This is a genomic window from Amycolatopsis nalaikhensis (assembly GCF_030264295.1).
GTDB classification, from domain to species: Bacteria; Actinomycetota; Actinomycetes; order Mycobacteriales; family Pseudonocardiaceae; genus Amycolatopsis; species Amycolatopsis nalaikhensis.
On sequence record NZ_CP127173.1, the window covers coordinates 10,072,528 to 10,087,255 of the forward strand.

The following is a 14,728-nucleotide window of genomic DNA, read 5'->3' on the forward strand; positions in this document are numbered from 1 at the left end:
AGGGGCCACCATGACCACCACCGCACTGCCGCACGAGGAACTGGCCGCCGCGCTGCGCGGCACCCTCGTCACGCCGGCCGACCCGGGCTACGACGAAGCCCGCGCGGTCTACAACGCCATGATCGACAAGCGGCCGGCGGCGATCGCCTACTGCCGCGACGCCGCCGACGTCGTCACCTGCGTCCGCTACGGGCGCGAACAGGGCCTGGACCTGGCCGTGCGCGGCGGCGGCCACAACGCGGGCGGCCTCGGCGTCGCCGACGGCGCGCTGGTCGTCGACCTGTCCGGGTTGCGCAGCACCACGGTCGACCCGGTGAACCACACCGTCCGCGCCGACGCCGGGTGCACGTGGGGCGACGTCGACCACGCGACGGTCGCGTTCGGGATGGCGACGCCGTCGGGCATCGTCTCCTCGACCGGCGTCGCGGGCCTGACCCTCGGCGGCGGCATCGGCTACCTGGCCCGCCGCTTCGGCCTGACGGTCGACAACCTGCTGGCCGCGGACGTCGTCCTCGCGGACGGCTCGTTCGTGCACGCGTCCGAGTCGTCGCACCCCGACCTGTTCTGGGCGCTGCGCGGCGGGGGTGGCAACTTCGGCGTGGTCACGTCGTTCACGTTCCGCTGCCACGACATCGGCGAGCGCGGCGTGGTGATCGGCGGCCCGGTGCTCTACGACCTGGCCGACACACCCGACGTGCTGCGCTGGTACCGCGAGCTGCTGCCGTCACTGCCCGAGGAGCTGAACGGCTGGTTCGGCCTGCTGACCATCCCGCCCGCGCCGCCGTTCCCCGAACAGCTGTGGGGACGCAAGGCGTGCGGCATCGTCTGGTGCTACACGGGCGCGCACGACAAGGCCGACGAGGTGCTGGCGCCGGTCCGCTCGTTCGGGTCGCCGTTGCTGGTGGGCCTGCACGACCTGCCGTACACGGCGTTGCAGGGGGCGTTCGACGCGCTGTACCCGAAGGGGCTGCAGTGGTACTGGCGCGCGGACGTGTTCCACGAGATCTCCGACGCGGCCATCGACGTCCACCTCAAGCACGGCGAGGGCCTGCCGACGATGCACTCGTCGATGCACCTGTACCCGATCGACGGCGCGGCGAGCCGGGTCGCGCCCGACGCGACGGCGTTCCCGCACCGCTCGGGCGGCTGGTCGGGCGTGATCGTCGGGGTGGACCCGTCGCCGGCGCAGGCCGAGACGATCTCGCGGTGGACGCGGGAGTACTGGGAGGAGCTGCACCCGACGTCGGCGGGCGGGGCATACGTCAACTTCATGATGGAGGAGGGCCAGGACCGGGTGCGCGCGTCGTACGGCGCGAACTACGACCGGCTGGCCGCGGTGAAGCGGCGGTACGACCCGGACAACGTGTTCCACATCAACCAAAACATCCACCCGGCGTGACCCGCGGGGCTGACGGCCGACGGGGGGCCGTCAGCCCCGCGGGGTAGGTTTTCGGGGTGATCGGCATTCCGGCGACCCGGTGGGACGTCCTGCTCGCGATCGCCGCCGGCGGTGCGCTGGGCAGCCTCGCCCGGTACGGCCTGTCGGTGGCGCTGCCGCACGCGCGCGGCGAGTTCGCCGTCGCCACGCTGCTCACCAACGTGCTGGGCTGCCTGCTGATCGGCATCCTGATGGCGCTGCTCACGACGACGGCGCGCCCGCACCACCTGCTGCGGCCGTTCCTCGGCGTGGGGATCCTCGGCGGGTTCACGACGTTCTCCACGTTCGTGACCGACACCCTCGACGCGGCGACGACCGGGCACCTCGTGGGATCCTTGGCGTACGCGGCCGCGTCGCTGGCACTGTGCTTGACGGCGGTCGCGGCCGGGCTCACGGCGACACGAGCGGTGCGGAAGGGGCGCTGATGGACGGACCGGCGACACGCCTGACGATCTACATCGGCGAGGACGACCACTGGCACCACAAGCCGCTGTACCACGAGATCGTCCGGCGGGCCCGCGACGCCGGGCTGGCGGGCGCTTCGGTGCTGCGCGGCGTCGAGGGCTACGGCGCGTCGTCGCTGATCCACACGACGCGGATCCTGTCGCTGTCGGAGGACCTGCCGGTGGTGGTCGTGATCATCGACGCCGAGGAGAAGCTGCGGGCGTTCCTGCCGCAGCTGGACGAGCTGGTCGGCGAGGGCCTGGTGACGCTCGACCAGGTCGAGGTGGTCCGCCACGTGGGGCGGACGGAGTGACGCTGGTCCTGGTGGCCCTCGGCGGGGCGGCGGGGTCGGTGCTGCGCTACCTGACCGACCGCCGGGTGCAGGCGTGGCGGGACTCGGTGTTCCCGTTCGGGACGCTGACGGTGAACGTGGTGGGCTCGTTCATCCTGGGCTTCCTCAGCGGCTGGCTGCTGCACGGGGCGGAACCGTCGTCGGTGCGGTCGCTGGTGGCGGTCGGTTTTTGTGGCGGGCTGACGACGTTCTCGACGTTCGGGTACGAGACCGTGCGGCTGTTCTTGGAGAAGACGCGGCTGTACGCGGTGCTCAACGTGGTGGTGACCGTGCTGGCGGGGCTCGCCTCGGGCGCCGCCGGGCTCTTGCTCGCCACCGCGATCTGGTCCTGACCCGAGCGCCCCAATGTGGCCTTCGGTGCGTCAGACGCAACCAAGGCGGCCTTCGGTGCGCCACACGCAACCAAGGCCGCCTTCGGTGCTCCTCCCATGCCCCCACCGCCACCCTCAACGGAGACGCTGCGCGCCGCAGTGCCCATTCAACGCAACCAAGGCCGCCTTGGGGCGCTTCGGATCCTCAGCGCGGCGCGAGGCCGCGGACCTGCTCGAAGGGATCCCCACCGGCCGGCAGCAACGCGATGATCGGCGTCGTCAGCCCATTGTCCACATAGGACCGCACCTGCTCCCGGCACGACTCGACGCTGCCGTGGATCACCAGCTCGTCCACCACCGAATCCGGGATCACCTGGTTGGCCTTCTGCCGGTCCCCGGCCGCCCAGGCCTCGTGCATCGGGGCCAGCGCCTCGCCTCGGCCCAGCCACTCGTGGAACGCCGCGTACACCGGGACCGTCAGGTAGCTCGAGATCAGCATCCGCCCCAAGCCGCGCGCCACCTCCGCGTCCTCCGTCGGGCACACGAAGATCCGGGCCGCCAGCTCGACGTCCGGCCCGATGACCGAACGCACCTGGGGCACGTCCGAAGCCGCCAGCCAGTTCGTGATCGCGCCGTCCGCCTCGCGGGACGCCAAGCGCAGCATTCCCGGACGCAGGGCCGCCAGCATGATCGACGGCGGTGGGTCCACCGGGCGCTCCAGGCGGAACTTCGACACCGCGAACGTCTCGTACTCCTCGCTGACCTTCTCCCCCGCCAGCGCCGTCCGCAGGAACCGCAGCGTGTCCCGCGAACGCGCGAACGGCGCGTCGAACGAAGCCGCGTTCCAGTTGGACACGATCACCGGGGACGACGCGCCGATGCCGAGGACGAACCGGCCCGGGGCCAGCTCGGCCACCGTCGCCGCCTGCATCGCCAGCAGGCCGGGGCCGCGCGTGTACACCGGCACGATCGCCGTGCCCAGCCGCAGCTGGGGGGCCCACTGTGAGGCCAGCACCAGCGGCGTGAACGCGTCCGCGCCCGCCGTCTCGGCCGTCCACGCGTCCGTGTAGCCCAGGTCCGGCAGCTGCTCGACCAGCTCGCGGTGCGCGGTCAGCGGCACCCCGGTCAACGGGATCGTGAGGCCCCAGCGACTCATGCGGTCTCCTTTTCGACGGCCGACAGTTCGCGCAGCAGCCAGTCCACCTGCGTGCGCATCAGGTTCTCCGCGACCTCTTCGGCCTGCGGCGTCATGTGGGTCGCCCCCGCCAGCGGCAGGAACACGTGCGCGCGGCCCTTCGCCAGCAACGCCGACGACAGCCGCAGCGCGTGGGCGACGAACACGTTGTCGTCGGCCAGCCCGTGCACGATCAGCAGCGCCCGGCTCAGCTCGCCCGCGCCCTCGATCAGCGAGTTGTGCGCGTAGCTCTCCGGCTCGTCCTGGGGCTTGCCCAGGTACCGCTCGGTGTAGTGCGTGTCGTACAGCGACCAGTCGGTGACCGGCGCGCCCGCGACCGCCGCGTGGAAGACGTCCGGCCGCCGCAGCACCGCCAGCGCCGACAGGTACCCGCCGTACGACCAGCCGCGGATCGCGACCCGCTCGACGTCCAGCTCGGGGAACCGCGCGGCCGCGGCCTGCAGGGCGTCGACCTGGTCGGCCAGCGTGACGTCGGCGAGGCGCCCGGCGATCTCGCGCTCCCACACCGCGCCGCGGCCCGGCGTGCCGCGTCCGTCCGCGACCAGCACCGCGAAGCCCTGGTCGGCCAGCCACTGCGACGTCAGGAACGCGTTGCGGCTCTGCAGCACGCGCTGGGCGTGCGGCCCGCCGTACGGGTCCAGCAGCACCGGCAGCTTGCCTTCGCTCGGCTCGTAGCCGCGCGGCAGGAGCAGCGCCGCGCGCAGGCCGCGCTCCCCCAGCGTCAGCCAGGTCAGGTTCGGCACGATGTCCGGGTCCACAGTGGACGTCGCGATCGACGCCACCGGCTCGCCGTCCCGCAGCACCGAAACCCGCGGCCCGCTGTACTCCAAGCTCCACGAAGACAACACGGTGAGCGCGGCCGATCCGGCGCCGACGTGCACGCCGTCCACAGTGGACAACCGGCGGACGGAACCGCCTTCGGTGCGGAACACGTGGATCTGCGTCGGGTCGTCCTCGGACGCGCTGAAGAGGATCTCCTCGCCGACGTCGAGCACCGCGCGCAGCTGCAGCCCGGCCGGGGTGACGGCCTCGCCGCCGACGAACAGCCGGTGGTCGCCGTCGACCATGCCCTCGGTGACCAGGCGCCCGTCCGGCGTCCACGCGGGGACGCCGCCGACGATGTCGATCCAGTGCTGGTCGCTCGCCGTGTGCACCACCGACGTCGAGCCGTCGGCGACGTCGAGGGCGAGCACGTCCATCCGCTTCTGGTCGCGCGGCTGCACGGCCAGCAGCGGCGCGCCACCGGCGGACCAGTGCACCGAGGCGAGGTACTCCCAGTCGCCCGGGGCGACGTCCACGCGGGAGCCGTCGAGCCCGAGGACCGCCAGCGACACGAGCGCGTTCGTCGTGCCCGCGGCCGGGTAGGCGACGACGTTCGCCGGGTTCTGCGGGTTGGCCGGGTCGGCGATCGTCCAGCGCGGCACCGGGCCGCGGTCGGACCGCTCGGCCAGGACGCTCCGGCCGTCGGGAGCCCACCAGTAGCCGCGGGTGCGGTCCATCTCCTCCGCGGCGATGAACTCGGCGAGGCCCCACGCGATGTCGTCGCCGTCCTCTTCGACCAGCACGCGGTCTTCGCCGGTGGCCAGCTCCATCACGTGCAGCCGCCGGTTCTGCACGTACGCGACGTGCGTGCCGGTCGGGTTCGGGCGCGGGTCGATCACCGCGCCGTCGACGCGCAGCGTGACCTCTCCCGACGCGAGATCCAGGGTGTAGAGCTTCCCCGAAAGCGAGAAGGCCGCGACGGTGAAGCCCGCGTCGACGCCGTAGTGGACGACGCCGCCGCCGGTCTCGCGGGCCCGTTCGCGCCGCGCCCGCTCCTCGGGCGGCAGCTCCTCTTCGCCGGGCAGCAGCTCGACGGCGTCGACGAGCTTCGTCTCGGCGCCGGTGGCCAGGTCGGCCGACCACAGGCTGTGCCGGGGGTCGGTGCCCGACTCGGCGCGCAGGAACAGCACGCGGGAGCCGTCCGGGGCGACCCGGAACTCCTTCGGCGCGCCGAGGGTGAAGCGCTGGGTACGGGCCTGCTTGCGGAGGAACGGGAGGTCGTCGACATCGGTCACGCCCGCACTCTTCCAGACGCTCACGCCGATCCGCCAACACCCTTCAGCTTCGCCAGCTCGGCGTCGGCGTCGTAGCCGGGTTCCGGGAACTTCGGCTTCAGCTCGGTGAGGGTCTCGATGAGCAGCTCGGCGACGGCCCAGTTGCGGTACCACTTGTGGTCGGCGGGCACGGCGTACCAGGGCGCGCGGGCGGTGGAGGTCTTCTTGAAGATGTCGGCGTACGCCTCGGCGTAAGCGCCCCAGTGGCCGCGCGCCTCGAGGTCGCCCGGGTTGTACTTCCAGCGCTTCTCCGGCGTGACGAGCCGCGCCTTCAGCCGCTTGAGCTGCTCCTCCGGTGAGATGTGCAGGAACACCTTGAGCACGGTCGTGCCCGCCTCGGCCAGCTCCGCCTCGAACGCGTCGATCTCGGCGTACCGGCGGCGCCGCTCGGCGCCGGTGAGCAGCCCGTTCACCCGCGGGACCAGGATGTCCTCGTAGTGCGAGCGGTCGAAGACGCCGATCTCGCCGGGGCCGGGCAGGCGCTTGCGGATCCGCCACAGGTAGTGGTGGCGCCGCTCGGCCGCGGTCGGCTTCTTGAACGCGGAGTAGCGGACGCCCATCGGGTTGACCAGGCCGAGCACGTGCGACACAGTGCCGCCCTTGCCGGAGGTGTCCATGCCCTGCAGCACCAGCAGGACACTGCGGGTGCCGCCGCCGACGCCCTCGGCGTAGAGCGCCTCCTGCAGCGCGGACAGCCGCTCGCCCGCACTGTCGAGCTTCGCGAGGGCCTTGGGCTTCTTACCCGGTCCGATGGGCGTCGAGCCGGGGTCCGGCAACGCGCCGTCGATACGCAGCGCGTCCCGGACCCGGCTGGTGTTCTCGACCATCCCGTGAAGTTACCCGCTCAGGCGGCGGCTTTCTCGGCGAAGAGCTCCAGCAGGGCGCCGTGCCCGCCGTCGCCGGAGACGCCGTCGCGGACCTTCGCGCCGGTTTCGCCGTGGCGCTCGAAGGCCCGGTGTTCCAGCTCGACGCGGGTGCGGCGCGGCCCCTCCTCGATGAATCTGACCTCGATCTCGCTGGCGTGCGCGGGATCGGGGTCGATCCGCCAGTCGCCGTCGATGCGCCAGGACAGCACCACCCGGGCGGGTGGCTCCCAGACGAGCACCTCGCCCCAGTCGCACTCGGCGCCGTCGACGGTCCGCTCGTACCAGCGCCCGCCCGGCTTCGGCTCGAGGACGGCTTCCGCCAAGTCGCCCTGCCCGATGTGGTGAGCGCGCGGCCACCAGCTATCGAAGGCCTCGGTGTAGGTCTTGAACGCGTGCGCGCGCGAGCACGCGACGGTGACGGTTTTGCGGATCGGTTCCAGCGTCATGACGGCTCCTCTTCGGTGGATTCGGCGTACTCGGCGAAGGCCCGCAGCGCGTCCGACCACATCCCGTCGAGGTAGGCGCGCAGGGCGGCGATCCCGGCCGGTTCCAGCCGGTAGAGCCGCTTGGTGCCCTGGGCCCGGTCGGCGACCAGGCCCGCCTCCTTGAGCACCTTGAGGTGCTGGGACACGGCCGGGCGGCTGATCGGCAGGGCGGCGGCCAGCTCGCCGACCGCCCGCGGCCCGTCACGCAGCGCTTCGAAGATCGCGCGGCGCGAGGGGTCGGCGAGGGCGGCCAGCTGGTCACTTCCGTAAGTCGCCACGAACGGTAAGTTACGGCTTACCGAGTAGTTCGTCAACGGGTGCGCAGCGTTTCGGTGGTCCAGCGCGAAGATTGCGCAACGGACGACGGGTGAAAGCAACGATTCCCGGCTGAAGTCTGCGTCTTCTGCCTTTAACCTGAACGCATGACGACGTTCGCCGGCCGGGAGACCGCCGCCCCCTCCGCCGCGAGCTTCATCGAGCTCGACGAGCGGTGGAGCACGCACAACTACCACCCGCTGCCCGTCGTGATCGCCGAAGCCTCCGGCGCCTCGGTGACCGACGTCGAGGGCCGGTCCTACCTCGACTTCCTGTCCGGCTACTCGGCCCTGAACTTCGGCCACCGCCACCCGGACCTGATCGCCGCCGCGGTCGAGCAGCTCGGCCGGGTCACGCTGACGTCGCGGGCGTTCCACCACGACCAGCTGGGCCTGTTCTGCCGCGAACTGGCCGAGCTGACCGGCACCGAGCTGGTGCTGCCGATGAACTCCGGCGCCGAAGCCGTCGAGTCGGCGGTCAAGGTGGCCCGCAAGTGGGCGCACCGGGTCAAGGGCGTGCCGGACGGCACCGCCGAGATCATCGTCGCCGGCGCCAACTTCCACGGCCGGACCACCACGATCGTGTCGTTCTCGACGGACGAGACGGCGCGCGCGGACTTCGGCCCGTTCACACCGGGCTTCGTCACGGTGAAGTACGGCGACGCGGCCGCGTTGCGCGACGCGATCACCCCGCGCACGGCGGCGGTGCTGTTGGAGCCGGTCCAGGGCGAGGCGGGCGTGATCGTGCCGCCGGAGGGCTACTTCGCCGAGGTGCGGCAGGCGTGCGACGAGCACGGCGTGCTGCTGATCGCGGACGAGATCCAGTCCGGCCTGGCCCGCACGGGCACGGTGCTGGCGCTGGACCACGAGGGCGTCCGCGCGGACGTGTACACACTGGGCAAGGCCCTGGGCGGCGGAATCCTCCCGGTATCGGCGGTGGTGGGCCGCGGCGACGTGCTGGGAGTGCTGAAGCCGGGCGAGCACGGCTCGACCTTCGGCGGCAACCCGCTGGCGTGCGCGGTCGGGCGCGCGGTGGTTCGCCTGTTGCGCACCGGCGAGTTCCAGCAGCGGTCCACGGAGCTGGGCGCGCACCTGCACGCGCGGTTGAACGCGCTGGTCGGCACCGGGCTGTCCGAGGTCCGCGGCCGCGGGCTGTGGGCGGGCATCGACATCGCGCCGGGCGGGCCGTCCGGGCGCGAGGCGTCGGAAGCGCTGGCGACGCGGGGCGTGCTGTGCAAGGAGACGCACGAGCGGACCCTGCGCGTGGCTCCGCCGCTGGTGATCACCCGCGAGGAGCTGGACCGAGGGATCGACGCGATCGCCGAGGTCATCCGCCCCTGAACCACCCGGATGCCGCCGGGTGAGCCTCCCGCCCCGGCGGCATCCGGGAGCACAACGCCTCGCCCGCGCGCGCTGAAGGGGACTTTGCTCCCATCACATCGCAGGAAAGTCCCCTTCAGCGCGGCAGATGCGATGAACGTCCCCTTCAGCCCACCGCGGACCGGCCGGGTGCCGTACCGCTGCCGGGAGCACATCGTCCCCTTCGGACGTTGTGCCCGGTATGGGATCAGGGGAATGGGTGGAACGGCCGCTGGTCGGCGCGGACAGCGTCACCCCGGCCGAGCTGTACGAACAGGGCAAGCGGCTCCGCGAAAAGACACCAGCCACCGCGCACGACCACGAGGCCGCCGCACCGGACCGGCCGACACCGCTCCACTATTTCGAAGCCAGCAACGCCGGGCGCCTCCCGGAACTGGTCGAACTCCGGCGGGAACGCATGCGCACCTCGCCGTTCACCTTCTTCCGCGGGGCCGCCGGGCTGATGGGCGCCGACCTCGCGGGCACGCCGTCGTCGGGGGTCACGGCGCAGCTCTGCGGGGACGCCCACGCCGCGAACTTCGGGCTCTACGGCACGCCCGAAGGCAAGATCGTGATGGACATCAACGACTTCGACGAGACCGTGCCCGGCCCGTGGGAGTGGGACCTCAAGCGGCTCGCCGCCAGCCTCGTGCTCGCCGGGCGCGAGGGCGGCATCGGCGAGTCCGGGTGCCGCGAAGCCGCCGAAGACGCCGTCAAGTCCTACCGGCGGACCATCCGGGCGCTCGCCGACCTGCCGTTCCTGCGCAGCTGGAACGCGCTGCCGGACTCCTCGGTGCTGTCGAAAGCGCGCGCCGACGAGCTGATCGACGACTTCGCCGACGCGGCCGAGAAAGCCCGCAAGAACACCAGTGCCAAGGTGTCGGCCAAGTGGACCGAGCGCGTCGACGACCACGAGACCGGCCTGGCGCGGCACCGGTTCGTCGAGGACCCGCCCGTGCTGACGCACGTCGACGAGAACACCGCCGAGGCCGTCGCCGCCGGGCTGGTGTCCTATGTGGACTCCCTGCGCGAGTCGCGGCGGACGCTGATCGCGCGATACCGGCTCGCCGACGTCGCCTTCCGCGTCGTCGGTACCGGCAGCGTGGGGCTGCGCAGCTACGTCGCCCTGCTGCACGGCAACGACGAGGAAGATCTGGTGCTGCAGGTGAAACAGGCCCAACGGCCCGCACTTGCGCCGTACCTCGGCCTGCCCGCGGCGGAGCACGAGGGCCGCCGGATCGTCGACGGCGCCCGGCTCGTCCAGGCGGAGACGGACATCCTGCTCGGCTGGACCACCATCGACGGCCGTCCGTTCATCGTCCGGCAGTTCCGCAACCTCAAGGGCGACATCAACCCGGCGGAGCTGGAGAAGGACCACCTCGACGACTACGGGCGGCTCGCGGGGGCGTTGCTGGCCCGCGCGCACACGCGGTCGTTGCACCCGAAGCTGCTGGCGGGCTACTTCGCCGAGGACGAAGACCTCGACGAAGCCATCGGCGCGTATGCGGTCCGGTACGCGGATCTCACCGAAGCCGACCACGCCGCCTTCTCCACCGGGTCGTGAGTGGTTAGGGCGGTTCTAACCGCCCTAAACACTCACGAGGTCCACGACGTCGGCCGCGCAGCCCCAGGCCAAGGTGATGCCCGAACCGCCGTGGCCGTAGCAGTGCACCACGTCGCCCTCGCGCTCCAGCCGGACCACCGGCCGGAACGGGCGCAGGCCCACCACCGAACGCAGCACCTCCGCGCCCGCCAGTGCCGGGACCAGCTCGCGGCAGCGGCGCACGATGTCCGCCGTCACGCCCGGGTTCGGTTCCGTGTCGCCGCGGCCCGGCTCCTCCGTGCCGCCGCACACCACGTGCGTTCCGTGCGGGATCGCGTACGTGACCCCGGGGCCCGTCTCGTCCACCACGAACTCCGTCAGTCCCGGGTCGGCCAGGTGCACGACCTGGCCGCCGATCGGGACCATCGAGCCGTCACCGGCCAGCGGGCCCGCGCCGAGGCCCGCCGCGTTCACCACCGGGCCCAGCCCCGCGAGCGTCGTCAGCGGCCGGTACTCCACGCGCACGCCCCGCGCGAGCACCCGCGCCAGCAGCCACTCCAGGTACGTCGGCGTGTCCACCAACGCCGTCGTGAAGAGCAGCTGGTCGCCGTCGCGGACCGGGTCGATCATCGCCCGCAGCCACTGCGGCTCCGGCTCGCCCGAAGCCAGCAGGACGCGGCCACGCCGGAATCGCACCCCCGGCGCCTCCTGCTCGCGCAGCACGTCCAGGGTCGCCGCCGTCCACCGCGCGATCCGCTTGTCCGGGCGGCGCACCGGCGGGTACAGCACCCCGCCCGCCACCGCCGACGTCGACTCGCCGGGACCTGCCGCCGAAACCACCGTCACGTCGTGGCCCGCACCGGCCAGCCGGTACGCGCAGCTCAAGCCGATGATCCCGGCCCCCGCCACCGTGATGTGCATCCACTCCTCCTCTCCCCGCATCGTGGCAGACGGCCATCCCACGGCGTCGCGGCTACCCTCGCGCGGGTGAGGACGATGTGGGTGCCGGCCGCGGTCTGCGGGCTGCTCGCGCTGCTGCTCGGCCTGCCGTTCGCCGGCGGCACGGCACCCGGCGAGCTCGACAGCGCCGCCGACGAAGCCGTGACGCACCTGAGCCCCGGCGTGCTGCGCGCGCTGGTCTTCCCGACCGAGCCGTACGTCGTGCTCGCGTTGGGCCTTCTCGCCGTCGTCCTGTGCCTGCGCGCCGGACGGCGGACCGACGCCGCCCTCGCGCTCGGTGCGCCGCTGCTGGCGATCCTGCTGACGAGCTTCCTGCTGAAACCGCTGTACGACCGGTGGAAGAACGGCACGCTCGTCTACCCGAGCGGCCACACCGTGAGCCTGGTGGCGGTGCTGACCGTGCTCGTGCTCGTCACGCGCAAGGTGTTCGTGGTGGTGCTGGCCGCGCTGGCGCTGCTGGCGGCCGCGGCCGGGCTGGTCGGCCTCGGCTACCACTACCTCACCGACGTCGCGGGCGGGACGCTCTTCGCGGTCGCCGTCGTGCTGCTCACGTGGTCGGTGCCGCGTCCCGCGCCAGCGCCGTCAACCGGCTGACCGCGCGCAGGTACTTCTTGCGGTAGCCGCCGTTGACCATCTCCTCGGTGAACAGCGACGGCAGCGGCTCGCCGGAGACGACGACCGGGATCGCCCGGTCGTAGAGCCGGTCGGCGAAGGCGACCAGCCTCAGTGCCACGTTCTGGTCCGGCGCCGGGTGGATGCCGCGCAGGTGCACGCGGGTGACGCCGTCCAGCAGCCGCCCGTAGCGCGAGGGGTGCAGTGCGGCCAGGTGCTCGACCAGCGCGTCGAAGTCGTCCACAGTGGACCCTTCGTGCGCGGCCACCGACGCCTCCAGCTCGTCCGGGGAAACCGGCGGCGGCGCCTCGGGGAGGCCGCGGTGGCGGTAGTCCGGGCCGTCGACGCGCACCACGCCGAAGCGGGCCGAGAGCGTCTGGATCTCGCGCAGGAAGTCCTCGGCGGCGAACCGGCCTTCGCCGAGCTTCTCCGGCAGCGTGTTCGACGTCGCCGCGACGTACACGCCCGCGTCCATCAGCTCCTGCAGCAGCCGGGTGACCAGCGTCGTGTCGCCCGGGTCGTCCAGCTCGAACTCGTCGATCGCCAGGATCCGGTGCTCCGACAGCCGCCGGACGGCCTCGGCGAAGCCCAGCGCGCCGACCAGGTGGGTCAGCTCGACGAACGTGCCGTACGCCTTGGGCGAGGGCGCCGCGTGCCACGTCGAGGCGAGCAGGTGGGTCTTGCCGACGCCGAACCCGCCGTCGAGGTAGAGGCCCATCGGCCCGGACGGCTCGGACGACCCGCCGAAGAGCTTGAACCGCTTCTTCTCGCGCCGCGCGCCGACCTTCCCGGCGAACGCCGAGCACGCCTCGACCGCGGCGGCCTGGCTCGGCTCGTCCGGGTTCGGGATGTAGGTGCCGAACCGGACGGCGTCGAAGCGCGGCGGCGGCACCAGCGCGCCGATCAGCTCGTCGGAGGACAGCTCGGGACGGCGGTCGGTGAGGTGCGCGGGCATGGTCGCAGAGCCTAACGGCGCGACGGCCCCCGCCCGGCGCCGATGTCCCCCGGTCGAGACGCACTTCACGCCCGTGCTGGGATGATCGGTGTGCGGAGCGTGTGGCCCTCTTCGACGGGCGAGCTGACCGGGACGGACCTGGAAGAGATCTACGCCTACCCGGCGGAGCCCGACCGGGCGTGGGTGCAGGTGAACTTCGTGGCGTCCGCCGACGGCGCGGTCGAGGTCGACACCACCTCGGCCGGGCTTTCGCACGCCGCCGACCGCCGCGTCTTCCTGCTCGGCCGCGACCTCGCCGACGTCATCCTGGTCGGCGCCGGCACGGCTCGCGCGGAGGACTACCGCGGGGTCGTGGCGGGCCCGAAGCGTCTGGAGCGCCGTCGCCGTCTCGGGTTCACCGGCGTCCCGCCGATCGCCGTCGTGACGCGCACCGCCGACCTCGACCCGGCGTCCCGGCTGTTCACCGAAACCGCCGTGCCGCCGATCGTGGTCACGACCGAACGCGCCGACACCGCCGCCCTCGAAGCGGCCGGGGCTGAAGTCCTGCGCGCGGGCGAAACCGACGTCGACGTCCCCCGCGTCCTCGACCTGCTCGCCGCGCGCGGGCTGCGCCGGATCGCCTGCGAAGGCGGGCCGCGGCTGTTCGCGCAGCTCGTCGAGGCCGACCGCGTCGACCAGCTGTGCCTGACCGTCGCCCCGATGCTGGTGGCGGGCCCGGCTTCGCGGATCGCCGCGGGCCCGGTGGCCGTCCCGCGCCGGCTCGCCCTGGCCTCGATCCTCGTCGAGGACGGCTTCACGCTGCTGCGCTACCGCCGGGACGCCGGGTGACCGACGACGCCGATCTGCTGGCCAGGGCCGCGTGCGGCGACGAGGGCGCGTTCGGCACGCTGGTGCGGCGGCACACGCCGCGGATGTACCGCGTCGCCCTGCGGATCACCGGCAGCGCGGCCGAAGCCGAGGACGTCGTGCAGGAGTCGTGGCTCGCCGCGTGGCGCTCATTGGGATCCTTCCGGCACGAGTCCGCCGTGTCGACGTGGCTCTACCGCGTCGTCACCAACAGCGCGCTCGCCCTGCTGCGCCGCCGCCGTCCCACGGTCTCCCTCGACGAGCCCGCCGAGCAGTCCACTGTGGACACCGCGTTGCTCGCCGCCGCCGAACCGGGCCCCGAAGGCCGCGTCGTGCGCGCCGAAGAGGTCGACGCGGTGCTGCGCGCGATCGGCAGGCTCGAGCTGTCCCAGCGGGTGCCGTTGGTGCTGCGCGAACTGGAGGGGCTGAGCTACGAAGAGGTCGCCGAAGTGCTCGACGTGAACGTCGGCGCCTTGCGTTCCCGGCTGCACCGGGCCAGGGTGGCGCTGCTCGCCGAGTTGAGGGAGCGGTGATGGCCGAGTCTCCGGATCCCGAGCGGGATCCCCGCTGGGACGCCGTGCGCCGGGCGGCCGCCCACCGGGTGCCGACCCCGCCCGGCCTGGTCGAACGCGTGCTGCGGGCGGTCGCGCGCGGCCGCCGGACAGCGGTCGAGGTGCCCGGCGAGGACGGCAGCCTGCGGGTGACCGAAGGGGTCGTCGCCGACCTGGCCAGGACCATCGCGGCGGACCGCGCTCCGGACGGCGTCCGCGTCTCGGCGGTGGCCGTCGAGGACGACGTCGTGCAGGTGCTCGTGTCGGTCCGGTTCGGGGTCGCCGCCGACGAAGCCGCCGAAGTGCTCCGGCGCGAGACCACCGCGGAGCTCTCGCGCCAGCTCGGCGTGCCCGCCACGGTGAACGTGCACGTCGTGGACGTCCACCCCGGCTGACGTTCC

17 protein-coding genes are annotated in these 14,728 nt (G+C 72.8%); 10 read left to right on the top strand and 7 right to left on the bottom strand.

Going from position 1 to position 14,728, the window contains the following annotated elements; genetic code table 11:
- Positions 1 to 10: 10 nt before the first annotated feature.
- Genes QP939_RS48910 through crcB form a run of 4 tightly spaced genes read left to right on the top strand, consistent with a single transcriptional unit; the run spans position 11 to position 2,566 of the window.
- Positions 11 to 1,399 (top strand): FAD-binding oxidoreductase, encoded by a 1,389-nt coding sequence (locus QP939_RS48910; RefSeq protein ID WP_285453803.1) that lies wholly within the window; start codon positions 11 to 13, stop codon positions 1,397 to 1,399.
- Positions 1,400 to 1,455: 56 nt separating this feature from the next.
- The gene (locus tag QP939_RS48915) at positions 1,456 to 1,863 is read left to right on the top strand and encodes a fluoride efflux transporter FluC (protein ID WP_285453804.1); all 408 of its coding nucleotides are present in this window, start codon (positions 1,456 to 1,458) and stop codon (positions 1,861 to 1,863) included.
- Positions 1,863 to 2,195, top strand: coding sequence for a DUF190 domain-containing protein (locus tag QP939_RS48920; RefSeq protein WP_285453805.1), 333 nt, complete (start codon positions 1,863 to 1,865; stop codon positions 2,193 to 2,195). Before QP939_RS48915 ends, QP939_RS48920 begins: the two co-directional genes overlap by 1 nt.
- Positions 2,192 to 2,566, top strand: a complete 375-nt coding sequence (gene crcB, locus QP939_RS48925) for a fluoride efflux transporter CrcB (RefSeq protein WP_285453806.1) — start codon at positions 2,192 to 2,194, stop codon at positions 2,564 to 2,566. Before QP939_RS48920 ends, crcB begins: the two co-directional genes overlap by 4 nt.
- Before the next feature lie 184 nt (positions 2,567 to 2,750).
- Here the strand turns inward: crcB and QP939_RS48930 are convergent, their stop codons facing one another.
- From QP939_RS48930 to QP939_RS48950, 5 genes are read right to left on the bottom strand one after another with little or no spacing between them, the layout of a single operon-like run.
- Positions 2,751 to 3,701, bottom strand: a complete 951-nt coding sequence (locus tag QP939_RS48930; RefSeq protein WP_285453807.1) for an LLM class F420-dependent oxidoreductase — start codon at positions 3,699 to 3,701, stop codon at positions 2,751 to 2,753.
- Positions 3,698 to 5,797 (bottom strand): S9 family peptidase, encoded by a 2,100-nt coding sequence (locus QP939_RS48935; RefSeq protein ID WP_285453808.1) that lies wholly within the window; start codon positions 5,795 to 5,797, stop codon positions 3,698 to 3,700. Before QP939_RS48935 ends, QP939_RS48930 begins: the two co-directional genes overlap by 4 nt.
- 20 nt (positions 5,798 to 5,817) lie before the next feature.
- Positions 5,818 to 6,663, bottom strand: coding sequence for a PPK2 family polyphosphate kinase (locus QP939_RS48940; protein WP_285453809.1), 846 nt, complete (start codon positions 6,661 to 6,663; stop codon positions 5,818 to 5,820).
- 17 nt (positions 6,664 to 6,680) lie between these two features.
- Positions 6,681 to 7,148: an SRPBCC family protein gene (locus tag QP939_RS48945; RefSeq protein ID WP_285453811.1), complete on the bottom strand. Its 468-nt coding sequence runs from the start codon at positions 7,146 to 7,148 to the stop codon at positions 6,681 to 6,683.
- Positions 7,145 to 7,465, bottom strand: coding sequence for an ArsR/SmtB family transcription factor (locus tag QP939_RS48950; protein ID WP_285453812.1), 321 nt, complete (start codon positions 7,463 to 7,465; stop codon positions 7,145 to 7,147). The genes QP939_RS48945 and QP939_RS48950 overlap by 4 nt, the downstream gene beginning before the upstream one ends.
- A 144-nt stretch (positions 7,466 to 7,609) precedes the next feature.
- Here QP939_RS48950 and rocD point away from each other — a divergent pair, with 144 nt between their 5' ends.
- A complete protein-coding gene (gene rocD, locus QP939_RS48955; RefSeq protein WP_285453813.1) occupies positions 7,610 to 8,842 on the top strand; it encodes an ornithine--oxo-acid transaminase in 1,233 nt (410 codons plus the stop codon).
- 220 nt (positions 8,843 to 9,062) lie between these two features.
- Positions 9,063 to 10,424: a DUF2252 domain-containing protein gene (locus QP939_RS48960; RefSeq protein WP_285453814.1), complete on the top strand. Its 1,362-nt coding sequence runs from the start codon at positions 9,063 to 9,065 to the stop codon at positions 10,422 to 10,424.
- Positions 10,425 to 10,448: 24 nt separating this feature from the next.
- Here the strand turns inward: QP939_RS48960 and QP939_RS48965 are convergent, their stop codons facing one another.
- Entirely contained in the window at positions 10,449 to 11,324 is an 876-nt protein-coding gene (locus QP939_RS48965) for an NAD(P)/FAD-dependent oxidoreductase (protein WP_285453815.1), read from the bottom strand.
- A 75-nt stretch (positions 11,325 to 11,399) separates the two neighbouring features.
- Between QP939_RS48965 and QP939_RS48970 the strand changes: the two genes are divergently transcribed.
- Positions 11,400 to 11,957 carry a phosphatase PAP2 family protein gene (locus QP939_RS48970; RefSeq protein ID WP_285460019.1) on the top strand — a complete coding sequence of 186 codons (558 nt, stop codon included), beginning with the start codon at positions 11,400 to 11,402 and terminating at the stop codon, positions 11,955 to 11,957.
- On the opposite strand, the gene zapE is transcribed toward QP939_RS48970, so the two are convergent.
- On the bottom strand, positions 11,911 to 12,930 hold the full coding sequence (gene zapE / locus QP939_RS48975; RefSeq protein ID WP_285453816.1) for a cell division protein ZapE: 1,020 nt from the start codon (positions 12,928 to 12,930) through the stop codon (positions 11,911 to 11,913). The two genes, QP939_RS48970 and zapE, sit on opposite strands and share 47 nt — an antisense overlap.
- Before the next feature lie 81 nt (positions 12,931 to 13,011).
- Between zapE and QP939_RS48980 the strand changes: the two genes are divergently transcribed.
- Genes QP939_RS48980 through QP939_RS48990 form a run of 3 tightly spaced genes read left to right on the top strand, consistent with a single transcriptional unit; the run spans position 13,012 to position 14,722 of the window.
- Complete coding sequence (locus tag QP939_RS48980; protein WP_285453817.1) at positions 13,012 to 13,758, top strand: pyrimidine reductase family protein; 747 nt, start codon at positions 13,012 to 13,014, stop codon at positions 13,756 to 13,758.
- A complete protein-coding gene (locus QP939_RS48985; RefSeq protein ID WP_285453818.1) occupies positions 13,755 to 14,309 on the top strand; it encodes an RNA polymerase sigma factor in 555 nt (184 codons plus the stop codon). The genes QP939_RS48980 and QP939_RS48985 overlap by 4 nt, the downstream gene beginning before the upstream one ends.
- Positions 14,309 to 14,722: an Asp23/Gls24 family envelope stress response protein gene (locus QP939_RS48990; protein ID WP_285453819.1), complete on the top strand. Its 414-nt coding sequence runs from the start codon at positions 14,309 to 14,311 to the stop codon at positions 14,720 to 14,722. The genes QP939_RS48985 and QP939_RS48990 overlap by 1 nt, the downstream gene beginning before the upstream one ends.
- Positions 14,723 to 14,728: the final 6 nt, after the last annotated feature.